At 53.2% G+C, this 20959-nt stretch carries 42 protein-coding genes; 31 read left to right on the forward strand and 11 right to left on the reverse strand.

The genetic code is table 11. From position 1 onward, the window contains the following. The 3 genes from C484_RS10025 to C484_RS10035 all read left to right on the forward strand — a co-directional run. The coding region (locus C484_RS10025; protein ID WP_006825824.1) for a polysaccharide lyase at positions 1-453 on the forward strand (453 nt) is incomplete at its 5' end. Positions 454-754: 301 nt separating this feature from the next. Further along, positions 755-1066 (forward strand): hypothetical protein, encoded by a 312-nt coding sequence (locus tag C484_RS10030; protein WP_152422688.1) that lies wholly within the window; start codon positions 755-757, stop codon positions 1064-1066. Next, complete coding sequence (locus C484_RS10035; protein WP_006825827.1) at positions 1063-1608, forward strand: hypothetical protein; 546 nt, start codon at positions 1063-1065, stop codon at positions 1606-1608. The genes C484_RS10030 and C484_RS10035 overlap by 4 nt, the downstream gene beginning before the upstream one ends. Before the next feature lie 299 nt (positions 1609-1907). On the opposite strand, the gene C484_RS10040 is transcribed toward C484_RS10035, so the two are convergent. Both C484_RS10040 and C484_RS10045 read right to left on the reverse strand, forming a co-directional pair. Then, positions 1908-2153 carry a hypothetical protein gene (locus C484_RS10040; protein ID WP_006825828.1) on the reverse strand — a complete coding sequence of 82 codons (246 nt, stop codon included), beginning with the start codon at positions 2151-2153 and terminating at the stop codon, positions 1908-1910. A gap of 206 nt (positions 2154-2359) precedes the next feature. Further along, entirely contained in the window at positions 2360-2701 is a 342-nt protein-coding gene (locus C484_RS10045; RefSeq protein ID WP_006825829.1) for a winged helix-turn-helix domain-containing protein, read from the reverse strand. A 123-nt stretch (positions 2702-2824) separates the two neighbouring features. On the opposite strand from C484_RS10045, the gene C484_RS10050 reads away from it, so the two are divergent. Then, positions 2825-3118, forward strand: a complete 294-nt coding sequence (locus C484_RS10050; RefSeq protein ID WP_006825830.1) for a hypothetical protein — start codon at positions 2825-2827, stop codon at positions 3116-3118. A 108-nt stretch (positions 3119-3226) separates the two neighbouring features. On the opposite strand, the gene C484_RS24625 is transcribed toward C484_RS10050, so the two are convergent. Both C484_RS24625 and C484_RS10055 read right to left on the reverse strand, forming a co-directional pair. Continuing rightward, positions 3227-3355: a hypothetical protein gene (locus tag C484_RS24625; protein WP_275040122.1), complete on the reverse strand. Its 129-nt coding sequence runs from the start codon at positions 3353-3355 to the stop codon at positions 3227-3229. Between the two features lie 24 nt (positions 3356-3379). Then, on the reverse strand, positions 3380-3844 hold the full coding sequence (locus C484_RS10055; protein ID WP_049915277.1) for an FxLYD domain-containing protein: 465 nt from the start codon (positions 3842-3844) through the stop codon (positions 3380-3382). A gap of 182 nt (positions 3845-4026) precedes the next feature. Here C484_RS10055 and C484_RS10060 point away from each other — a divergent pair, with 182 nt between their 5' ends. Further along, entirely contained in the window at positions 4027-4431 is a 405-nt protein-coding gene (locus C484_RS10060; RefSeq protein WP_006825832.1) for a hypothetical protein, read from the forward strand. Positions 4432-4687: 256 nt separating this feature from the next. Here the strand turns inward: C484_RS10060 and C484_RS10065 are convergent, their stop codons facing one another. From C484_RS10065 to C484_RS10085, 6 genes are all read right to left on the reverse strand, one after another. Beyond that, on the reverse strand, positions 4688-4867 hold the full coding sequence (locus C484_RS10065) for a hypothetical protein (RefSeq protein ID WP_049915282.1): 180 nt from the start codon (positions 4865-4867) through the stop codon (positions 4688-4690). A 373-nt stretch (positions 4868-5240) separates the two neighbouring features. Beyond that, positions 5241-5678 carry a hypothetical protein gene (locus tag C484_RS10075; RefSeq protein ID WP_006825835.1) on the reverse strand — a complete coding sequence of 146 codons (438 nt, stop codon included), beginning with the start codon at positions 5676-5678 and terminating at the stop codon, positions 5241-5243. Next, positions 5662-5928, reverse strand: coding sequence for a hypothetical protein (locus C484_RS10080; protein WP_006825836.1), 267 nt, complete (start codon positions 5926-5928; stop codon positions 5662-5664). Before C484_RS10080 ends, C484_RS10075 begins: the two co-directional genes overlap by 17 nt. Next, positions 5928-6104 (reverse strand): hypothetical protein, encoded by a 177-nt coding sequence (locus C484_RS23415; RefSeq protein ID WP_160164234.1) that lies wholly within the window; start codon positions 6102-6104, stop codon positions 5928-5930. The genes C484_RS10080 and C484_RS23415 overlap by 1 nt, the downstream gene beginning before the upstream one ends. Beyond that, positions 6101-6274 (reverse strand): DUF7563 family protein, encoded by a 174-nt coding sequence (locus tag C484_RS25155; protein ID WP_449289170.1) that lies wholly within the window; start codon positions 6272-6274, stop codon positions 6101-6103. The genes C484_RS23415 and C484_RS25155 overlap by 4 nt, the downstream gene beginning before the upstream one ends. Then, on the reverse strand, positions 6271-6573 hold the full coding sequence (locus tag C484_RS10085; RefSeq protein WP_006825838.1) for a helix-turn-helix transcriptional regulator: 303 nt from the start codon (positions 6571-6573) through the stop codon (positions 6271-6273). The genes C484_RS25155 and C484_RS10085 overlap by 4 nt, the downstream gene beginning before the upstream one ends. Before the next feature lie 229 nt (positions 6574-6802). Between C484_RS10085 and C484_RS10090 the strand changes: the two genes are divergently transcribed. The 4 genes from C484_RS10090 to C484_RS10105 all read left to right on the forward strand — a co-directional run bounded on the left by C484_RS10090 (position 6803) and on the right by C484_RS10105 (position 9544). Beyond that, complete coding sequence (locus tag C484_RS10090; protein ID WP_152422690.1) at positions 6803-7057, forward strand: hypothetical protein; 255 nt, start codon at positions 6803-6805, stop codon at positions 7055-7057. Continuing rightward, positions 7054-7896 (forward strand): DNA adenine methylase, encoded by an 843-nt coding sequence (locus C484_RS10095; protein WP_006825840.1) that lies wholly within the window; start codon positions 7054-7056, stop codon positions 7894-7896. The genes C484_RS10090 and C484_RS10095 overlap by 4 nt, the downstream gene beginning before the upstream one ends. Next, positions 7896-8309 (forward strand): hypothetical protein, encoded by a 414-nt coding sequence (locus tag C484_RS10100; protein ID WP_006825841.1) that lies wholly within the window; start codon positions 7896-7898, stop codon positions 8307-8309. The genes C484_RS10095 and C484_RS10100 overlap by 1 nt, the downstream gene beginning before the upstream one ends. Positions 8310-9058: 749 nt before the next feature. Next, positions 9059-9544 (forward strand): hypothetical protein, encoded by a 486-nt coding sequence (locus C484_RS10105; RefSeq protein WP_006825843.1) that lies wholly within the window; start codon positions 9059-9061, stop codon positions 9542-9544. Here C484_RS10105 and C484_RS10110 read toward each other — a convergent pair whose 3' ends face one another. Continuing rightward, on the reverse strand, positions 9545-9958 hold the full coding sequence (locus C484_RS10110) for a DUF7344 domain-containing protein (protein ID WP_006825844.1): 414 nt from the start codon (positions 9956-9958) through the stop codon (positions 9545-9547). It lies immediately after the preceding gene. A gap of 469 nt (positions 9959-10427) precedes the next feature. Here C484_RS10110 and C484_RS22290 point away from each other — a divergent pair, with 469 nt between their 5' ends. The 22 genes from C484_RS22290 to C484_RS23440 all read left to right on the forward strand — a co-directional run bounded on the left by C484_RS22290 (position 10428) and on the right by C484_RS23440 (position 20929). After that, positions 10428-10880, forward strand: a complete 453-nt coding sequence (locus C484_RS22290; RefSeq protein WP_083867325.1) for a GIY-YIG nuclease family protein — start codon at positions 10428-10430, stop codon at positions 10878-10880. Positions 10881-10970: 90 nt separating this feature from the next. Then, entirely contained in the window at positions 10971-11387 is a 417-nt protein-coding gene (locus tag C484_RS10120; RefSeq protein ID WP_006825846.1) for a hypothetical protein, read from the forward strand. Next, entirely contained in the window at positions 11384-13390 is a 2007-nt protein-coding gene (locus C484_RS10125; protein ID WP_006825847.1) for an ATP-binding protein, read from the forward strand. The genes C484_RS10120 and C484_RS10125 overlap by 4 nt, the downstream gene beginning before the upstream one ends. 211 nt (positions 13391-13601) lie before the next feature. After that, a complete protein-coding gene (locus tag C484_RS23420; protein WP_160164235.1) occupies positions 13602-13772 on the forward strand; it encodes a hypothetical protein in 171 nt (56 codons plus the stop codon). After that, a complete protein-coding gene (locus C484_RS23425; RefSeq protein ID WP_160164236.1) occupies positions 13769-13927 on the forward strand; it encodes a hypothetical protein in 159 nt (52 codons plus the stop codon). The genes C484_RS23420 and C484_RS23425 overlap by 4 nt, the downstream gene beginning before the upstream one ends. Before the next feature lie 338 nt (positions 13928-14265). Next, positions 14266-14406 carry a hypothetical protein gene (locus C484_RS23430; RefSeq protein ID WP_160164237.1) on the forward strand — a complete coding sequence of 47 codons (141 nt, stop codon included), beginning with the start codon at positions 14266-14268 and terminating at the stop codon, positions 14404-14406. Further along, positions 14406-15047, forward strand: coding sequence for a hypothetical protein (locus C484_RS10130; RefSeq protein ID WP_006825848.1), 642 nt, complete (start codon positions 14406-14408; stop codon positions 15045-15047). Before C484_RS23430 ends, C484_RS10130 begins: the two co-directional genes overlap by 1 nt. After that, entirely contained in the window at positions 15044-15253 is a 210-nt protein-coding gene (locus C484_RS10135) for a hypothetical protein (RefSeq protein WP_006825849.1), read from the forward strand. The genes C484_RS10130 and C484_RS10135 overlap by 4 nt, the downstream gene beginning before the upstream one ends. A gap of 693 nt (positions 15254-15946) precedes the next feature. Continuing rightward, the gene (locus tag C484_RS10140) at positions 15947-16273 is read left to right on the forward strand and encodes a hypothetical protein (RefSeq protein WP_006825850.1); all 327 of its coding nucleotides are present in this window, start codon (positions 15947-15949) and stop codon (positions 16271-16273) included. A gap of 403 nt (positions 16274-16676) precedes the next feature. Beyond that, positions 16677-16982, forward strand: a complete 306-nt coding sequence (locus C484_RS10150; protein ID WP_006825852.1) for an antitoxin VapB family protein — start codon at positions 16677-16679, stop codon at positions 16980-16982. Further along, on the forward strand, positions 16982-17359 hold the full coding sequence (locus tag C484_RS10155; protein WP_006825853.1) for a hypothetical protein: 378 nt from the start codon (positions 16982-16984) through the stop codon (positions 17357-17359). The genes C484_RS10150 and C484_RS10155 overlap by 1 nt, the downstream gene beginning before the upstream one ends. Position 17360: 1 nt before the next feature. Then, positions 17361-17753, forward strand: a complete 393-nt coding sequence (locus tag C484_RS10160; protein ID WP_006825854.1) for a hypothetical protein — start codon at positions 17361-17363, stop codon at positions 17751-17753. A gap of 1 nt (position 17754) precedes the next feature. Next, positions 17755-17964, forward strand: coding sequence for a hypothetical protein (locus C484_RS10165; protein WP_006825855.1), 210 nt, complete (start codon positions 17755-17757; stop codon positions 17962-17964). Then, a complete protein-coding gene (locus C484_RS10170) occupies positions 17957-18232 on the forward strand; it encodes a hypothetical protein (protein ID WP_006825856.1) in 276 nt (91 codons plus the stop codon). Before C484_RS10165 ends, C484_RS10170 begins: the two co-directional genes overlap by 8 nt. Before the next feature lies 1 nt (position 18233). Continuing rightward, positions 18234-18518 (forward strand): hypothetical protein, encoded by a 285-nt coding sequence (locus C484_RS10175; protein ID WP_006825857.1) that lies wholly within the window; start codon positions 18234-18236, stop codon positions 18516-18518. Continuing rightward, a complete protein-coding gene (locus C484_RS10180) occupies positions 18515-18811 on the forward strand; it encodes a hypothetical protein (RefSeq protein WP_006825858.1) in 297 nt (98 codons plus the stop codon). The genes C484_RS10175 and C484_RS10180 overlap by 4 nt, the downstream gene beginning before the upstream one ends. Before the next feature lie 180 nt (positions 18812-18991). Beyond that, complete coding sequence (locus tag C484_RS23435) at positions 18992-19150, forward strand: hypothetical protein (protein WP_160164238.1); 159 nt, start codon at positions 18992-18994, stop codon at positions 19148-19150. Positions 19151-19345: 195 nt separating this feature from the next. Further along, positions 19346-19588: a hypothetical protein gene (locus tag C484_RS10185; RefSeq protein ID WP_006825859.1), complete on the forward strand. Its 243-nt coding sequence runs from the start codon at positions 19346-19348 to the stop codon at positions 19586-19588. A gap of 1 nt (position 19589) precedes the next feature. Continuing rightward, on the forward strand, positions 19590-19934 hold the full coding sequence (locus C484_RS10190) for a hypothetical protein (protein ID WP_006825860.1): 345 nt from the start codon (positions 19590-19592) through the stop codon (positions 19932-19934). A gap of 86 nt (positions 19935-20020) precedes the next feature. Further along, the gene (locus tag C484_RS10195) at positions 20021-20413 is read left to right on the forward strand and encodes a hypothetical protein (protein ID WP_006825861.1); all 393 of its coding nucleotides are present in this window, start codon (positions 20021-20023) and stop codon (positions 20411-20413) included. Beyond that, positions 20403-20684, forward strand: a complete 282-nt coding sequence (locus tag C484_RS10200; RefSeq protein ID WP_006825862.1) for a hypothetical protein — start codon at positions 20403-20405, stop codon at positions 20682-20684. Before C484_RS10195 ends, C484_RS10200 begins: the two co-directional genes overlap by 11 nt. Positions 20685-20788: 104 nt before the next feature. Next, on the forward strand, positions 20789-20929 hold the full coding sequence (locus C484_RS23440) for a hypothetical protein (protein WP_160164239.1): 141 nt from the start codon (positions 20789-20791) through the stop codon (positions 20927-20929). The last annotated feature ends 30 nt before the right edge of the window (positions 20930-20959 follow it).

Raw genomic sequence — 20959 nt, forward strand, 5'->3', positions numbered from 1 at the left:
GGCGCTTCTGGCGGACATCACAACCAGGGTGCCGCCTGGTCCTGCCGGATGAACACACCTTGTCAGGGCGGCACTTACGACGGTTCAGATGGTGCTGAGGTTCCGTTCACGAGCCAGGTCTATGATGGGACGGTAGATCCTGATGTGCATCAATACGGTTACGTTGACCGCTGGCAGGCGGGAGGGAGTAAGGGCGAGTGGACGACGATCGACTATCGTATTGAACTCAATACACCAGGGGTAGCGGATGGGCGTCTCATCGGGTGGGTGAACGGAGTGAAGGCGTTCGACAGAGAGGGCTATCTGTTCCGAGACAAGGACCACGCACACCAGGGTGTCCGCTGTTGGCGCTGGCACTATTACTTCGGTGGTTCGTGGGGCTCGCCGAGTGATAACAAGCTCTACGCTCGCAATTTCTCGGTGTGGGCTGACGAGAGCGTTCCGGAGATGTGAGTGTACAGCACATTATCGTCGTAATGTGGAGTACTGGATATGACCCGTAGGAACCCTCAGTCGCCAGTTATCCAAATGGGGATACCCCCACCTAGTGGGGTTGGTTAGGTGATACACTGGATAATGCGATAGAAAATTGATGGGAGGTAGGGAAGTAGCTAACTCGTATCCAAGCCATGAATGCACACTACGAAACACCGGGGCGAGAGCCCCAGCGACGGCCATTGCTGGAACTTTTGGACAGGTTCAGCAACGGCGCTAGTACCGTTTCCAGACCACAGTATAACTCTAGGGGATGTCCGTGAGCCTACTCACTCAAGTCTGCGAAATCGATGTGCCGGACTCTCAAGGCGACTATCTCCGGTGTCTCGACCGGAATCTACAAGACAAATGGCCAGGCATGACCGCGGTTAGGCTCCGACTCCTCCAGTCTACTTTCATCTCCCTTCTGATTGGTGCTCTTGCATATTCGCTTGACGGGAGCCCGACGTTCGCTATTGGCTCCATCGCAGCCGTCAACATCGTTCTATTGGCAGATGTTATCGCAGTCGCCTCTGTCGAAGTGTCATCCTCTGGAATCACAGTCACAATGCAGGACAACGACGACGAATGATAAACGAACTCGTAACCCTCGCTCGTGGCATCGATCCCGAACTAATCGGTATTCTCTTGACGTTCATCGTCGGACTCACAGAGACCGGCAGGCGATTTCAGAAGACAGGCAACATCCCGTACAGGAAGCTCCCGTGGGCGGCTAAACGCGAGTTGTTCCGATGGATTCGGAAAAGCTATTTTACCGTCGACAAGCCAGACCATCCCTCGTTTGTGGTCGATAAGTCAGTGGATGAGATTCGCAAGACGCTTGCACGGCAGGGATTCGTCCCTGAATGGCCTCTGAGCTACAAGTACGGTGGCGAGGACGGGAATCTACGTCAGTACATCTACGACAGCGGCCAAGATCTCCCGAATAGACAGGTGCACGTTCGACTGTTCGAAGTGGAGGGTGGGACCGAGATCATGGCCCATTCGGAGCCGACGCCAGAGCACCATCCAGAGGAGCACTTAGCGGAGACAGATATGGTGTTTGAGTCGGCGAACGATTTTGTCCGTTCCCGTCTTGAGGACCCGCGACCGATCGGCTATCCTAGCGACTAGTCACTCACCCGGCGGTCTTTTTTGCCGAGTGGGTTAGAACACTGCATATATGCAAACAGAGGCATCACTACTCAGTAGCCGTCTGTAGGTATAGTTCGGCGTGGTCACAACTAATCAACTGAGTTCGGCACTCAGGACACTGCTCAACGTCACATCCCTTTTCGTGCAGTTCGCCACGTTCAACCTGACAGTCATGGCATTTCTCCGAGTCGCGTGGGATGTACAACGCCGTACCGTCTGGGAGTTCGTTTCGTGTTTCTTCGCCGTACGGGATACGCTCAGTACCGTCTGTATCGTGTTCACTCATCGTTGTATTCCTCATCAACACGGATATTCGCTAACGTCGTCTCAGCATCTTCTTGGTTATCAACCGTCTTTATGACGGCCGAATCCTCATGCTTTGCTTCAACGACGAGTCGTGCACTGTATTCCCGACTTTGAAGTTTCTCGAGTAGTTCCAAAGCGGTTTCTTCGCTCATGGGTTCTTCGTCCCATGTATCTGCGGCAGTCGTTGCTTTCCGGTCGTGGTGTACTTGTTCAGTCATTGTTCTGGGATTCTTACTTTATGCTAAGTGATCCACGACTGCGAACTGTTCATTTCCGCACTTTGCACATGGGGTATCGCTGAACACATCCTTCGCGTGTTCAGCTTCTTCTTGCGCTTCTGCCTCCAAGTCAAGACCGGTCCGACACTTCGCACACTTCAAATCAAACCCCCCTGTCTGTCGGAGTGGGTTCTTGTTACTCATAGTCACTCGTCACCGTCTCGGCTTTCTCCGAGGGCCTTGATAGCTTCCCACTCAAAGTTCGCGAATGCCTCTGCTGCTCCATTGTCTTTGTCAATCTGGTACATCCAAGCGTTACCAGCCTTTCTCGTCTTTTTGATGACGCCATACTCAAGCAGGTCATCGATGTGACGGTGGATAGTTGATCGATCGGCATCCGCCATACGGGCAATATCGGAGAGATTGTAGTCTCTGTCAGGGTTGGTGAGGAGGGCCAAGAGCATCTTGGTCTTTGGGTGGTCGCCAAGCAGTCCGAGAACAACCTGTCCCTCGGGCTCGTCATCCATGGTTTTGCTCTTTGTCGCCATACTTGTCCTATAACGTTCCAGTGCCATAAGTCTTTGCAGTCTTACCCCACCACATGCCTGAAGTAGCGCATTGGCGTTGCACAGAAACAACACACTTATAACACACTAGTGTGTAGGAATAGTATGGAGGTGAGAAATATAGACGAGCAAGAACTCAAAAACAAGGTAGTGTACTACCTCGTTCGGAACGACGTGACAGGTGGACACAACATGACTGTGGACCAAGTGAAAAGCAATGCAGCGATACCGACTCACGCGGAAGGTGACGCGGAGGACGCGATTCGCGACCTAATCCGCAATCCGCCACCAGTCCAAGCCTACGGCGGGCAACGTGATGCAATCACGCTCACGTCACTCCCGGATGGGGTAGAGTACCTCAAGGACCACGGCGGAGATGTCCCATTTGGTTGGGACTGACCAATTGACTTTTTTATTGGTCGGCTTGGGTAACTTGTGGTTCAAACAAGTGCTACACTGCACAACCAGATCCCGCACGAAAGCTAGAGACGATTTTCGGGTCTGTCGCTACTCCTCGTCTTCGACCTCGATTACCGACACCTTCACAGTCTTATTTGCGAACTCTATTCCGAGATTCACACGTCCCCGATCGTCTGCTTTCAATGTCTCTACTTTATCTGGTAGTTCGTCAGTCATAATCGATAATAGGGCTGCGGGAACTTAGTATTGATTCGCCTCGATAGCGATGTCATAATCTGCGACATCGCTTTCCTCTACGTCGTACAGAGAGACCTCAAACGGCCACTCTTTCCCTCCACCGAGTTCAGTCGTGTTAGCCATATACGTGTCTATCTGCTGATCGTCATCGTTGTACGCACGCACACTAACTTCAACGTAGTCAATCAGCTCGTCAGTATTGTTCTTTACTGTCCCCTCGACGACTAACTCGGTCGTCCCGTAATCGGTTTCAGTCGTCGTCATCTCGTGTTCCGTGATTGATGCTGTCTCCTCGTCTCCGCTTGAGGAGTTATCCCCTCCGTTGTCTCCTCCATTCCCGCTGTCTCCACCGTTGCCTTCCTCGTAGTCGTCATCGCTCGAACCAGAGCAACCGGCCACTGCTGCCGTCAGTCCAGTCGCGGTTCCCACCAATACACTCCGTCGGCTGAATTCGTTGTTGTCTGCCATCGACGTTTTACCGTACACGCCCATGGTATATAAAGAATGGGTTTTTGACCCACGAAGATATTAGCAAGGTTATTATTACCGATGGCCAGAAATTGACGCAAATAACGTATTCTTTTACCGATTGCGTTAGATAGCTACAGCAGAATACGATGGAGATTACGACCATCCGATTACCAGCAACGATGAAAGAGGCAATCGAGCGAGAAGCCGAGGAACAGGAACTTTCGCCTACAGAATACATGCGGACCATCCTCCGTAATCGCAAGCAGATTACTATGGAGGACTCTGCCAAAGAATCTGAGGGAGATTACGATGAACTCGCCGATCGGGTAGATGAACTAGAGCGGAGACTGAACCACTTCGAAGAATCCGAGCCACGGGACACAGATCAACCCTCGACAGAGTATGATGAGATAATCCAGTGGGTGCGTGACAATCAGCCAGTGACCAAAAGGGACGTGCTCGATGAGTGGCACTCTGAGGACATGATGTATGCAGAGCTAACCTGGTGGGAACAGGATGTCAAACCGGCATTGAAAGAGGCTGGATTTAGCCACACTCGGAATATCGGCTGGACTGGAGAGTAGCTTTCAACAGAAACGTGGTGTCTACAACTGGCCCTTATTATTCGCCGGTGTCCGATCTATATCCCTGTGAGGACACCCGCTATAGTGACCGTATTCCTCGGCATCGAGTCCGAGAGTGCACTTACTATGGCACGTATCGCACCAGAATCCCCGATCTCCGAACTCGTAGTCATCAAACTTCGGATTGTAGTCAATCCGCTGGTGGGGCTCGTGAAGGGTTTCCTTCCCGTGCTCTTTGATAGCGTCGTCTCTAACACTACTCATTGGCCTTACTGAATCCGTCCGCATCCTCTTGCAGCTCCACACGTTCTACGTCGATGTTGACTCCGAACCGTTGCCCGTCTTTGGACTGTTTGACTATCTCGTGATAAAACGCTTCAACATGATTAGAGGCTTCACCGCTGATTTTCAGATACGTCTCGTACTCGTCACTCATTGGAACATCCCTCTGTGCGCATAGAGATACGCACGCGTTGGCCCGTGGTCGATCATGTCCACCGTATAGATAGTCCTGCAAATGCGGTTGCAGCCGTCATTGTAGTGGTGAATAAGGAACAGCACACCATACGGGTCTGAAGCGTCTAAATCGTAGAAGAACCGGCAACTGTGGGGCGTCTGTCCTCCGTTGTCCTCAACGTGACTCCGGATAGTGCTCACGTCGATCAACCGATCAAACGCTTCCTCGGGAGAGACGCTATCTTCGGGAGTTCGTTCGTCCCACCGATCAAACAGCACGTGGTCGGACAGTCTGGTATCGTGGTCAGAGTGCAGTTTCCAGCGCTCTCGGTTGGAAATGGAGTAGGTAGTGCTCATTCCAGCACCCCGTCGAAATCTGTCTGACTCTCGTCGTCGACTGCTTGCCGTTCCTTCCGCTTGGCTTTGGTCACGTGTGGACAGTCCGAAGACTGAGAAGGGTTGAGATTGTCGAACATCCCCTTGTTGTGATGGTAGTGCCAGCCCCTACACGAGCAGATCCACAGCGTGCATGAGTCAACTGCGACATCCGCGACCATTTGGGGATATTCGAGCGTTTCAATCTCCATGACGAGATACCCATCATCTCCGTCTTCTTTGAGTGAGATTCCCGAGTATCGGTTCACAACGTCGTTGATTGGGTAGCCGTGATCTCTGGCCCACTCAAAGGCCATGGGGATGAGTTGGAGTGCGTACGGATCTGACGTGGGTTCGTGTTCGATTGTCAGACACTCGTCGTCAAGCTTCGCGACTCTCCTACTGCTCATCGTCATCCTCCTCTAGGAATTCCTCAATCGCTTTTCCAACAGCAACGTATTTCTTCGAATCCGTTACCCGTGGTTCGTCAACAAACCGACTCCATTCGGGGTCGCCACTTCCAGCGATTGCATTCAACGACTGAGTGATTGCACTCCCAGTATGCACTTCCGTAACTGCCGCTTCGTATCCGTCTTCGTGTTCTGCGACAGTGACCCGGTAATCACCCTCCACTTCGATGGTTTTGGTCGTTCGAATGTCCCCCATCAGTCCGTCACCTCGTAGGTCTGTGCGTTCGGCCGGCGCTCTTCGGTCTCGTCTAACGCTTCCTCGAGTTCATCGGCGCACATTTCATAGGAGACTGCACTCCCATGATTTCCGATGCTGCCCTCTTTGTCGGCCATATCTCGCCATTCCTCAACGAGTTCTCTCGGGTCCGTCACAGGAAGTCACCACCAGGGAGTTCGCGATAGGTCGTGCACTCTGGACACGCGTGCACGTTGTTGAACTCGTCACCGATCACACGGGCCGTCTGTGGGATGATGTGCGACCCACAGTTGCGACACTCCGTATCAGGCTTGGTATCCGCGCTGTAACTCGTCCACATCCTCATTCACCCACGAACTCGCGGTATCCGTCGAGGTCCTGCTCTCCGCTCGGTGTCAGGACGTAGTAATTGGTGCGACGGTCAATCTCTCCCTTCTCAACTAACCCATCCTCAACCAAGTCATCAAGATTCGGATATAATCTGCCATGAGTGGCATCAGGATATCCAGTCATTTGCAGTGCGTCGAGGATTTCCATCCCGCTTGGCTCCCCACCAAGCCGGTCAATCATGACAAGGATGTCACGGCGAAATCCTGTGTTCTGGTCTGAGAGCGGGTTCGTAGTGAGTTTGGCATCCATACTCATTCTAAATCACGGCTTTAATGCCGTATAGACTCATTCACCGCTCTTTACTTATAGCTTTCCATGTCTATAACTGGCTAAAGACAATCTTTATCATATATGCGTGCGTATAGTTGCTATATGCGTGTGGTTGATGACCAAGAGGAAATAGGCATCTGCTTTGTTTGTCAGATTCCAGGGCGGGGATTAGAGCGCACAGTTACCGGCGAACTCGCTCATGAGGGATGTATCGATGGGTAGCGTCAGTGTTGACTCGGATGACAAAGACTGGTTTGACGATTTCAAGGGCGGCAGAAACCAAGCCGAAGCCTTCGCCGAAATGGTTCAAATCGTCAAGGCCTTCGAGGGCGAACCAGTGGACCACGAGCAGTTAGCAGAGGAATTGAGCCATACGCTGATACCCCAAGTGGAGGTCGCGTCGTACCGCGGTTCAAAGGAGTATCTCGAGCAACACGGAGCGGGAACGGAGAGCAACACCGGGCCATGAAGTCAGTATTCCCCTATCCCGGTGGGAAGGCGAAGCTAGCAGACTGGATTGTTAGCCACTTTCCAGACCACGGCTGTTACGTCGAAGTCTTTAGCGGGAGTGCTGCTGTACTAGTATCGAAGCCAGAAACTCGGGTTGAGGTTCTTAACGACTTGGATGGTGATATAGTCCATTTCTTCAAGACACTCCGGGACAGGGGTAACGAACTCCGCGAGTGGTTAAGGAACACGCCGTTCAGTCGGGAACTACATGATGAGTATGCAACGGAGTTCTACGACGGGAAGCGGCCAGACGATGATATTGAGAGAGCTGGTAAGTTCTTCTATCTCCGATCAACCCAATTTAGCACTAAGTACGCTAGCAAGAGTGGGTTTGCCACATCGAAACACCCTCAAGTAGACCAAGCAGGTGCATACATGAACCGGGCCGCAGACCTCGATGAGTTTTCCGACCGTCTTCGGGACGTTGTCATTGAGTCCAAGGACTTCGGAGATATGTTCGACACCTATGACGGGGCTGAGACACTATTCTATTGTGACCCGCCCTATGTCGGACCCGGTGACTCTCTCTACTCCCACGGAGGGGAATTTGAGCACAGACGATTAATGGAGAGAGTGGCCGAGTTGGAGGGGAAGGTCATCATATCATACGAGGATTTGCCAGAGAGTACACCCGAATCGTTCTATGTTGCTGAGAAGGGGACCACGTATAGCATGGGTACGAACGGCCATGATGAGCGTAAAGAGGCCACTGAACGATTGGTGATGAACTTCGACCCGGAGGAAGTAACGCCCTTCGCCGGAGTTGACCAAGCCAACTTGGAGGCATTTGGGGACTGATGAGCAAGCGGACTAAGACAATCTATCGACAGTACCAGCGCCTCAATCACCAAGGCTGGGAAATAGATGGTGTCGAGAACTGCGTGAAATTTAACGGAGGTAGCGAGACGACGGCTCACCGGGTGGCAAAAACCGTCGCAGCCAGTGTCTGTATTGACGTGGGGTATCGAGTCCGAAGTGAGGTCGAGTGTCCAAGTGGCGATGCAGACATCCTCGCATTCGGGCTGGAGGACAGACGCCCGATCGTGGTGGAACTCGAGAATGACCTATCCGAAGACGTGGCCGAACGCAAGCGAGAACAGTACAACGTTGGTGATGTATCTGAAGTCTGGATTATCGATCTTGATAATGCGCCTGTTATGCCAGACGAACTCTATACCCATATCGCGTATGAAACAGGACTATCCGTCTGACAGTTCGTCGGGACGAATCTCGCCAGACATGAGCCGATCCCCCATCGGAGTTAACCTATAATACCCACGTTCAGTCTGTTCGACTAAGCCGTTATCTTGCAAATCCTCCCGAAGTCTCGTCCCGACATGGTCTGCTCCGAATGGGACGTTTTTCGAGACAGTTGATGGACTCAAAATAGCCGGGTCGCCATATGGGTCTCGCGCGCTATGCAGAAATTCCAGTATAGACGGGTCCGCCGGAACCATCCACTCTACCCGTCCATGCATATCCCCGTTTCCGTTTTGAGGTACCATAAGCTTGCAGAACATTTCATGGAATATGACTATTGGGGGACTGCAGGATCTAAATGGATATCTACAGTCAGCTAATTGGATGACTACCCAACACAAGGTATATAACCAGTTATCCACAGATATACGTTTGGAAGATGGTGTGGGGGGAGTGACTGTCACCCAAGGCTTCACTTTCACCGCGCATCACAAGGACATATATGAAAAGGGATGGAAAATCATTAGAGATGGTGGAACTCAGATGCACTGACTGTAACACGATAGTAGAGCACCCGGTAGGGGAGCCGGGACAAAAGACACTCTGCGAAGAACACATGTTTAAACGCCTTAGGGACGTTGATATGCTGTAAGATAGGACACATCCTCTTTACGGCACGATTACTTACTACTACAATTGGCTTTCGCGGAACTAAAAGACAAAATAGTCATTAGGCCCCCATGCAAATAGCCTGATTGAGATGGCAAAAGACGTAACTCCAGATCACCTCAAAATTGCAAATCATAATTTTGCAACAGAGACGCAGGAGGAAGTTGCAAAGATCATCGACGAGGAATGGGACCCAGACACCACACTCAAAGATTTGCACAAGGCACATGAAGGGAAGAACCGGTCCGAATCCATGTTTGGGAAGGTCTATAAGCGATACATGGCCATTGATGACGATAAGCAGTTTAATGATGGACTCAACGATCCCCGAACCATCCAAGAGATCAAGAAAGACCACGGCAAAGTGAAAACCTACATCGACGATCGCTACAAGGGCAGGATCACGAAGGACGATTATCGGCCCTACCTACCCGCTGACGAATTAGAACCGCGCGACCTGTCCGAGTCAGAACCAGAGCCAGACGAACCGATGGTATCTATGGAGCAGTACCGAACTATGATGCAAGAGATGTACCGTCAAGGCTTCCAAGACGGCAAGGACGCAAATCAATCGTAATTATATCTTGAGGGCGCGCTTGAGCTTGCTACCGATAGAGTCTCCTCCATCGATTTTGCTAATCCACTCAGTCATCATATTTGCATTGGGACCCAACTCAACCGTGCCAGTGTCACGATCTCGCTTGACGATATCGTTTTCCTCAAGACGGCCGAGGTGAGTTTGCTGCATCGACACGTAGATCGTGTGCCGTTCGTTCCCGCTGATGTCTTCGATAGGTCGTCCATATTCGATTTCAGCGACCATATCCACAAGGTCCCCAAAGTCCAGCGGTCCGTGATCAACTAGGATTCGAAGGGCGGCCCGACGGCGACTATTCGAGAGGAGCGCAAATATCTCATCGATTTCCGCGCTATTGCTGCCAGTATCTTCTAAATCGGTGCTTTCAAGTCGCTGGGACGTGTGTACACTCATGTTGGCTTCCTCATGGAGCCACTCGTCCGGTGTATCAGCACCGGGCGGCGTCTTTTGCTACGCCGGTTCGTGGCTTCGTACCTCATACTCACGGCTAAGGGATAATAAATCCCGGTGTTTCTTCGATACTCATATGCCCCGTAGGACCGCAATAACACCTTCTTAGACGTTTTCGTGAGAATTAGGCCATCTAGGCCGCAGATTCCAAAACATACACGACTGTCATTACACGCCTAATGTATGTCTTTCAGATCATATGCACGATTAGACACAGCAATCTGGATAGATAACGATAAGCTTTATATGAACAGCGAATGATGTCTTCACTAAGCGCGGTAGCAAGCCCAAGAAGGAGGGCCTGTCAGGAGTGTCGGTCACTCCTGGCGTCCCTTAACCCCTTCTTCTTCCCGGAGAGGCATAAAGTTTGCCTCTGAGAGTGGCTTCGCTGTCCGCGTGATGACAGACAGCCATGAGCTCGAATACACGCGGACGTCAGAAGAACAGCCAACTAATATACCTCATCGGGCACCATGAGGTTGAGCACGAACACTACCCGCTAACAGGGGCTAGTGGACTAAAATATCCGGCTGATTACCACAAGATCGGCATTGCAGCTGAGCCAAGGCAACGCTTAGTCCGACTCAACTCAGGAACGCCACACCAATTGGAAATGGTCACTACTCTTGAGTCAGACGACGCTGCTGTAGTCGAGCAGAAACTCCATCAGATATACAGTGCCTCCCAAAAGACCGGCGAATGGTTCAAACTAACGCACAATGACATCAACTCGTTCGTCGCATTGAACCAACTGGACGTTGCAGACGTGGAAGCATTGGGCGGAGGGATGGTTCCACAGTGGATTGAGAACGGTACTAATCTGTATATTGAGGTTGAGAAGAACCGTCAGGGTGGTTCTCAATGAGCTACTCTACTACTACTACTACTACTACTACTATGTACAAATGTACATTTGATGTACAATGTACATTCTTAGGTCAGTGGGGTGGTCGCAATGTCTGAGGAACGGCTCGTTGCAGAGGTCCCGGACGAACTCAAGCGTCTGGTTGACGCAGACTCTCGGTTCAACAAGGAAATTGTACAAGCTGCCCTCTGGAGAGAGTTCGGTGGCGAGAAGAACTCTGCCATAGATCAACGTATCGATGAGAAGAAAAAGCGTATCACTGTTGTAGAGAACGAACTCGAGAAGAGGGAGGCCGAACTCGAGGAACTCCGGCGAGAACTCAAGGCATTAGAGGCCAAGCGGGAAGAGAAGTCTTCGAAAGCAGAACAAGTCCGCGATAACCTCGAGAACATCCCTGAGGAAAGCCTTACGCCGGACAATCCTGCCGTCAAGACGCAGGCTGAGAAGGTCGATATGGAACCCGCTGAACTTCTGAAGGAACTCGGTTACGAGGTGGATGAAGAATGACGGTCCAACTCTCTAAAGAGGATATCGAAGACCTTCAGCTATTCCTCCGGCGGTACTACAAGGAGGACATCCTCGAGTTGGCCCAGAAGTACCCCAACGAGCAGCGGTCTCTCGAGGTAGACTATGCGGACATCTACCAGTACGATCCGGACCTGGCCGACGACATCCACGTTCAACCAGAACCGTTCCTTGATGGGTTCGATGAAGCCCTTCGGACGTTCGACGTGTCGATAGACGTGGATCTGGAAAAGGCACGGGTGCGTATCGTGAACGCCGAACCGAACAAACGGGTCAACTCCCTTCGGTCGGAAGACATCGAGCGGTATATCAGCGTAACGGCACAGACTGAGGAAATCACGCAGGTCAAGCCGGAAATCCGGGTGGGTGTGTTCAAGTGCAAACTGTGTGATACCAAGAACTACGCGGAGAAACTGGGAGACACCATTAGCCCGCCGAACCAGTGTGACGGATGCGAACGAAAAGCTGGATTCGACTTCCTTCGGAACGAGTCGGAAATCCGGGACAAGCAACTCATCAATCTGAAGCCTCTCCCGGAGGATAGTGGTGGAGATACCACGGGCGACCTGAAGGTGGAAGCCTATGGCGATCTTGCCGGTGATGTGAAGGCAGGGGACCGGATCAAAGTCTCCGGTCAACTCAAGATGGACGTCGACAGTATGCAGGTCGAGACGAATCCGGACGCATCCCGTGACCTGTATATGCGTGCGAACGGGTTCGAACGTGAGCAAGAGTCGTTCGACGACCTGGAAACGACTCGGTTAGACGAGATAAAGGAATTAGCATCCCGGCCGGATCTATACGAAGCCCTGATTCGGAGTTTCGCCCCGCACATCCTTACCGATGACTATGGCGACACTCTGAAGCTCGGCACGGTCCTGCAACTGTTCGGTGGGGTTCGTCGAGAACTCCCGAACGGTGTTACCCGGAGAGGTGACATCAATGTCTTACTCGTAGGAGAACCCGGCACGGGTAAGTCACAGTACCTTAGCGCGTCTAACGAGATATCACCCAAGGGCGTGAAAGCGTCGGGTAAGGGTGCAACAGCGGCCGGTCTCACGGCCACGGCAGAGCAGTCCGAACTAACAGGCGGTTGGTCGCTCAAGGCCGGGGCGCTGGTGATGGCGAATAACGGTCATGCGTGTATCGACGAGTTCGATAAGATGAGCGATGGGGCGCGGAAATCGATGCACGAGGCACTCGAGGACCAAGAAATCCCCATCAACAAAGCCGGGATGAACGTGACGCTACCCGCACAGTGTAGTGTTCTTGCAGCGGCCAACCCTGAGTATGGACGGTACGATCGGACCACCCCGCTTTCCGAACAGATCAATCTCGGACCGACGCTAATCAGTCGGTTCGACTTGATTTATGGTCTGACGGACTCGGTTAACGAAGAGCGGGACAAGAATATCTCGAGACACCAACTCAAGACAACTGGCGATGATCTGGAACCGGAGATTGAGACAGACCTACTCCGAGAGTACGTCGCGTATGCGCGCCAAAACGTCCGACCTTCGTGGCCGGACGGTGAACCGGAGGAAGAACTCGCGGAGTACTATGCCGATCTTCGCGATGACTCGGATGACGAAACAATGGGCCCGTCTATCGGCCCGCGTATGAACGACGGCCTTCGACGTCTCTCGGAAGCGTCGGCACGGGCTCGACTCTCGGACGAAGTTGAAACCCAAGACGTCGAACGCGCAATGTCGCTAATGAACTTCCACATCGGACAGGTGGCTCTTGACGAAGAGGGGAACATCACGCAGGCGGACGGGAGTAAGCCGGTGAAACAGCAGAAACGAGAGGAGTTCGCACAGTTGAAGCCGGATATTCTCGAGGTTATTGGCGAAGATGAGCTGTTCCAAGATGAAATTGCTCGAGCGGTCGGACATCCCGAGTCGAAGGTAGGGAACTACCTAGAGACGATGACTTCCGAGGGCGATTTGATCGAAGAGAACGGGAAGTACAGGGTGAACGACTAAGCAACGACACGCTCCGCACGACGTAACCATGGTGAATTAGCACGGCAAAAGTCTGTTTAGCCATCCTGTCCTGATCTAATTCCGTTCCAGGACTACCTCCTACTTATTTCACACCCTATAGACTCATCTACACTGTGCCTTTAGTCTAGTAAAGCACACTATTAGAGATTAATCGCCAGCTTTATTATGAGTAGCGCCTATAGCTGTGAGTATGGCACAGGAAACTGAGGATGCTGAGGCCAAGTCAATTTGGCTGAACGATACGGCACAAGTCCCGTTTCAGGAATACAAGGCGGTGCTGGAAGAGCGGGCGAACGCGGAACAGAACCCGTCACAAGTCGTTGAAAGCGCGTGCAAGACCGCGCTGGAGGTGGAGGGATGAGTACCACGCTTCAGAACTTCGACGGTGGGGTAGAGGAGAGGCCAGACGAGTGTCAGTGTATTCGGGCGTTCCACGACCTCGCGTGCTTCGCGTGTTACCGTGCAGGGTTCGATGAGCCGAATCCGGACGCTCCGGAGGTGTCCGACGATGAGTGAGATGGTACTCGTGGCAGTCGGTCTGACCATGATGGCAGCGGGGGCACTCCCGATGAAAGAGACGCAACCGGGTGATTCCGATGAGTAACTACACAATCGTGACGGAGTCGCGTGTGCTGTCAATCTCGGACGCGGAGACGGCAGAGAAATACAGCAAACAGGGGCACAAAGTCACAGCAAAGGGTGAGAGCGAATGAGCGCAGTCGAGTATAGCGGAGAGTGTCCCAACTGTGGGACGATCGGGGACTCGGACGTGACCTATCGTCTGGACAAGGGAGAACAGTGCCAGTGTAATAACTGCGGGTCGACGAACGTCACGCACGTTCGGAGGGTTGACAATGAGTAAGGCAGGGACCGGGAAGTACGTCATTATCACGGAGAGCGGCACACGGCGGACGGATGACAAAGAGGAGTGGACGATGCTGATGGACCTCCTCGAGGAGCGAGAAAAGGACTACGAAACGGAGGTAGACGACTAATGGCCCGCTATACACTCATCAACCATACGGAAGACCGAGAGAACGACTTCGACGACAAGTCAAACGCCGAAAACACGAAGCAACTATTCGAGGAGAAAGGTGACGATGTGGAACTCGTCGACAACTACCGGTCAGACGGTGGAGGAGCATACGCCGTAGACGGTGCAGACGGGTCACTCATCGAAGAGCCAGAAGGCGACCACCAATCACCCGAGCCGGTAAAGAAACCCACTCGCGTAGAACCTGGGTCCATCGAGAGCGAAGAACAGTTCGTCACGCAGGTGAAGGGCGTCCCAGACCCGTTCATGGTCAATATGGGGACGACACAGGACAAGCAGATCCACATCAAGAAAGAGGGGTACTATTACCTCGCCAGCCAAGATGGGATCGACGTTCAGACAGAGCCGCTGAATCCGACGTGGGAAGGTGATGCTGAAACCTCTGCATGGAAAGCGACGGCCACGAAGGGAGATAAGGAATGGTCGAACGTCGGGACGGCTCATCTTGAGGGAGAGGATATGCAGGGGGCCGAGCACAATCTCGACGAACTCGCGTCTACTCGTGCGGCCTGTCGGGTTCTGAGCATGGCGACGGGAGCTGGCGTTACGTCGGCAGAAGAAATGATGGAGGGCGACCAATGAGCACGACTGACGAGTGGACTCTTAAGAAGACGGACGAGTTGAACGCACTCGGGTGGACGCTATTCGACATTGATGGCGTGGAATATCCCGATCGGCCGGTCACAGTCACGCTGGTAAACAACGGGGACGTGACGGTGGCGGAGGGGGACAATCCGGACGGCTGGATAACGATAGATGAGGACGAACTCGAGGATGTGCTGCAATGACGGACGAGTCTGAGAAGCCATGTGGGGAATACCATCCACTCCCCTGTGGACTGGACGTATCTTGCCCTGTAGACGCGGAGTATCATGATTCAGAGGCAACGAATGCCGAGATCGTAGAGCGGTCTGAACAATCGGGAACCAACTCGGAGACGGGGCCATGAAGGTAATCGTTAAACAAGGCCGAAATCGGTACAACAAGCACTATCACTACCCTTCAGAGGACGACCCAACGAAGCCGAAGTGCAACACGGTGAACCAGAATGGAAAGCCGTGGACGGTAAAAGACATCGAGCAAGTGCCGAACCATCACGAGTGCAAGCGGTGCTCGGGAGAGCACGAGCCAACGGGGACTCCTGGACGCCAGTTGTGTACTAAATTGTCCGATATGGACCCGGAGGCGGTCTAATGCACGTATTAGTCAAATCCCGCTGGTGCACGGGCGACCAAGTCTATCACGAGCCGTCTGAAGACAATCCAGACGAGCCGAAGTGTGGGTATGATATCCATCCAGATATCGAGTGGGTCCGTAAAGATCCGGACGTTATCCCGCATCATCGGCCTTGCAAGCGGTGTGAGGGGAAACGAGAGCAAGAGCAACTCGGGCCGAATCTGAGTTCGAAGTTGGCCAAGATGGACCCAGAGGCGATATAGATGTCCGTGCGCCAATTTTCGGATTTGCCATCGGGGACTTCGATGTGGATACAGCACAATCGCCATGATCTTGAGAAGCTTCCCGAGCCGGGCGTAGAGTGGTCGAGTAACCAGATCGGGATGAGCAAGAGTAACATCTGCAAACTCCGGCACGAGGGTCTAATCACACTCGTCGAACGTCGAGAATACAAGAGCAAGGCAAACCTGTACATGACGAAACCAGTGGTGTATCAGGCAGTACAAGCGTACTTGGAGATGGACGATGAGGATGGATTCCTCCCGTGCGGGCATGATCCCTTCGTTAATCAGGGGGATGTGCTTGAGTGCAAAATCTGTGAGAAAGAACACCGGAAAGAGGCGGTTCAATGAACGAACTCCAATACATAGGCACCACAGAGTCGGGAAACTCGAAACTCATGGTACCCGGTGATGGTCACGAGTTCACGTTTGAGCGGTTAGATTACCAGACTATCCGTTTGCATACGGTCACAACGTTACCGGGAGTGGAACGCGATTATGATGAGTTCAGCACAGTAGAGGAGCTGCCTGCTGGTGTTCGTCGAGTGATTGCGTGTTCGGAGTACAGAATGCGGAGTACCAAGACGACCTTAGAGGGAGCGATGTCTCATGCCGACTGACTCATTGCGATGGGGAGACGTTCGTGTCCGAAGCGCATAGAGACGACCAAAATCACTTTGGTATTATAGCTGTCCGTAACTGGTTATAGGTAGCTATAAGTGGTTGTAACTCATTGCATTAACTGTAGAAGACAATGACCACAGTAGATGTCAAAGACGACGTAAAGGGGAAACTGGATGACCGGAAAATCCACGAGAACGAGTCCTATAACGACGTAATTGACCGTGTTATAGAGAACAATAGTCCAGAGTTCCGGGATGCTCCTGATGTGGAACAGATCATAGAGGGGTTGGAGAATAGCATGGACAAGATTAGCATGGCGAACGACCAAACGACGGATATGGACGTTTCGGGTATTATGGCTGAAATCAAGAAGGCCCAAGAGTTGGCAGAACAGGCGCGTGACAACACTGAGGACTTGAAAGCGGGGCTCCGATAATGACTGAACAACTCGAGGACAAGCTATACCGCGTGAACGGTCACGAGTTCGAGACGGTCAAGGACTTCGGTGAACACGGCAAGATCGTCCGCTGTCAAGAGTGCCTGGTCCGTGAGGCACTCGACGAAGATGACGACCCGAACGAAACGCTCGAACTGCGAACCCCTGACTGCCACATCCAGTGGCTCCGAGAGCCAGATGGCGGTTTCCACGGAGTGGCGCTCCGGAACACGAACTATTTCCCGGGACGGGAGTTGATCGGCGTGAAAGAGGATGACGGAGATCTCGAGGTCGCGGATTCAGTGCGAATCTACGACGATGACGCTCCGCAGCTCGCGTCACTGCTCGACAAACAGACGTGGGAGGAGGTATACTGACATGCCTGCTAAACACGGGGACGAAGGAAATCAGTTCTCCAGTTATCACGCGGAGTACTGCGAGAACTGCGGGCAGCTCGTTGACGCGGCCGATGAGATCGAAGACGAACTCGAGGAGCCGGTCCATCGGGTTGATATCATCGAGGCGATCGGCCCGTTCGAGAAGGTAGGAGAGACTGTCGCGATGGAGCAAGGAGAGTGTGAGTGTACCGGGACGATTGTGAAACGACACTACGCGTATCCTGCCGGTAACGTCCCTGAGCCCGATTTCGAACCAGATGAAGACGAGTTCACCGGACGCGACCCCGACGAAGACGCGCTTGTGAATTTCGGTGACGGTGACTGGCAAGAGGTTCGAGAGGTTCCAGGGATCGAAGAAGGAGGTGATCTCTGATATGTCCGCCGATGCCATTCAGCATAAACATGAGACCGGCGACGTACTCGAGAAGTTCGACACGTCGGAGTGGCGGATCACCAATCGGATGATCGATGTGGACACGGACGAGGTGCTGTATCGACTCCGTGACGTTGCCTCAGAGTTCAACGATACAGAGATTGTCACGGACTCGGAGATAGCCCGGAACTTCGAGGTGAATCATGACTGAGAACGACGATGCACGACACGAGAAAGAAACCAAGCAGTACGACGACTGGAAAAGCCAGATTCGATCAGAGTTAGAGGCCTTCGAGGGCGAAGGCCCGCCCTCGATCGACGAATTGTGGTCTGTCGCACAGAATGAGTCCGAATCGGCAGCCTCGTGGATCCACGACATGCCGTGCACAGAGCAGGAGATCAAGACAGCGAAAGGCGACGTGTTGAAGGCCCTCGTAGCGCTCGAGATGGCCGAAGACCGTCTAAACGAGGTGCGTTAAAGTGTCCGAAGAAACTGACCGCTGGGAACGGCCGTGGATCGAAACGGAAGCGGACGCCATCGACGAGGCCGCACAGGCTGCGTTTGAGATGTTGATGGAAGATCCCGACAACGCGGATCAAGAGACGTTCGAGTGGTCTACGGAGTATCAAGCAGAGAACTACAACGTCGAAAACCGACTCGGGGACGTTCGAAAAGAGACGCAAGAGAAGGCGTCACTCGTCGTCCCTAAGTCGTTCCTTGACTGCACACAAGAGTCGGATACTGACCGAGGTGAGACAGCGTGAAATCAGAGAAAGACATTCCAAATAACGTCTCGAACATGAAGCGCGCCCTCGAGGACGGCCGCTGCTTCATGGCACAGTTCCGAACCCGTCGGCACTACTACGAATTCGTGGAAGACATCGGCTGGATCAAAACGGAGACGGACGGGCACGGCCGCGATCCAAGCACGCTGCCCGCAAGCAACGAGGACTTTCAGACCGCGCTCCGTTTCGCGGATATCGTCGAGATCGATAGCGAGGACGCGCCGGTCAACGAGGACGATACGAAGGACTACTTCGGTGATTCCAGTGAGTGATGGACTCGCGGGCGATACTGAACAGTGCCCCGAGTGTGGTTCAGATGCCCAGAATACGATAGCTTACGTTCGGGGACACCGAACCAGCGACGGCTGGGAGTGTACAGAATGTGACTGGTGGTGTCTATTTGGAGAAGAACCGTGGGAAGTAGACACGGACACTGAACGAGGTGACGCGTAATGTCTGCCGATGGAGGTCGTCACGTCCCGCCAGAGGATTACAAGCTCTGGGACGAGGAACGCGAAGAACTCCGTTGTCCGTTCTGTGACGGACGAATCCTACGAATCGGAACCTACGGTGAGTGCACTGACTGTGGTGAGGGCTTCAAAAAACAATGAACAGCGATTCATCTGGAAATGGGACCTCGCGCGGTAACGCCTCAGGCGATACTGACCGATCCGACCCCATCCGGCTTGGGTCGGCTTCTACCTGCGACTGCGGTTGGCGTGGGTTCCAAGCCGACATGGAAATCGGTGACGGGTACGAATGTCCAGAGTGCGGTAGCAGGCTTCTTGGACGGGGTGACACGCTCCATGGCTGAACGATACGCCGGCTGGAAAGACGAGATTCGAGCCGAGTTAGAAGCGTTCGAAGGCGAAGGGCCGCCGTCCATCGACGAACTATGGTCGGTGGCGCAGCACGAGTCGGAGTCCGCAGCCTCGTGGATGCACGACATGCCTTGCACCGAACAGGAAATCCAGACGGCGAAAGGCGACGTGTTGAAGGCCCTCGTAGCGCTCGAGATGGCCGAAGACCGTCTAAACGAGGTGCGTTAAAGTGTCCGAAGTAGTCGGTCGCATTCCGGACCGAGGTGAGATCCGCGCACTGAACGGACTCTCGTGGGAACCGTGGGTGCTCGTCACTCGCGTCGAGCCCGACGACGGGAATATGCTGGCCCGATTCGCCGTGCTCGACAACATGGACGACGACGCACTCAACCCGGTTCCAGACAGTCGCGTCGCTGACCTGGATGCGAGTGTCGGCGATCTCGAGTGGAGGCAGATGATCGCCGCGGAGATCGACGAGAACGACGAGATCGATAAGCGTTGGTGCCCTGTTGAGCGTCTTGACGTGCTCGGTATGCCTGGGGTTCAGGGGGTGTCGTATGATGACCTCGAGTGATTCAGCCTCCCAGCGAGTCGGTCGCGATGAATCCGCGGGCGCTATTGATCGTCACAAAGCAGCGGACGAACTCGAGGAACTGATCGATGAGTGAGGAGTACCACGTTTACGAGATGTATGGAACATTATCAGACGATGGGTACGTCAAGCCGGTGGCAGATCCTGATTTCATCCCCCGAGCAATCTGCAACTCTCCAGAGGGTGCCATAGAAGCGGCAGAGGAGTACGAGAGTTGGCAGTTCGAGGAGGATATGAAGGTTGGAGACCGATACCCACATGCACTGATATTTGAGGTTGAGAGGGTAGACGATGGCGATAGCGATGTCAGTGAGGAAGATATCGAAGAGGCGAAGTATAGATTAGCGAAGGCGTATCGAATGGTCCAAATTTGGGACGAGGAGTACGCCAAGGCTGCAATCCGCCGTGGCTATGAAGCACTTGATGGGGATAAAGAGGAACTGATCGACGATGACATTTGAACCATACGACCACGACAACTCAGGGAATGAACTCCGAATCAAAGACGATGGCGTGTATGTGGCAATTCGTGGGGAAGAGGCATGGCAAGAGGGAGAATACGTGAACCGCGGGAATCGGACCATAGAGGTGCGGTTGCCAGACGATGAGGTGGAACGGTTCGTCAGAGAATACGCTGGGGAGATCGACGAGTGCTTAGAGTCACATCCGGAGTGGCGTGAGGTCGGGCTCGATAAATGTCCGGTTTGTGGGGTGACGATTGACGATGAGTAGACTGAGAGACCTATTACCGTCACTCCCGCGGTTGGACGACGGTGGGGTACTCAAAGATGACGGGGACGAACTCGAAAGACACCGGGACGAGCAGGTGATAGACTATGAGTAACAAGAACCCACTCCGACAGACAGAGAAGGGCGAACAGTGGTATCAAGCAGTGAAGCGATCAGAGGACTCGGCAGAGGAAACGTCCCGCAAGATCGGGCGGCTGTTCGGCATCGGGAGTGTTGACGATGAGTGAGAGCAACGCAGACGATTAAAGCAGTGCGTA

The organism is Natrialba taiwanensis DSM 12281, from assembly GCF_000337595.1.
GTDB classification, from domain to species: domain Archaea; phylum Halobacteriota; class Halobacteria; order Halobacteriales; family Natrialbaceae; genus Natrialba; species Natrialba taiwanensis.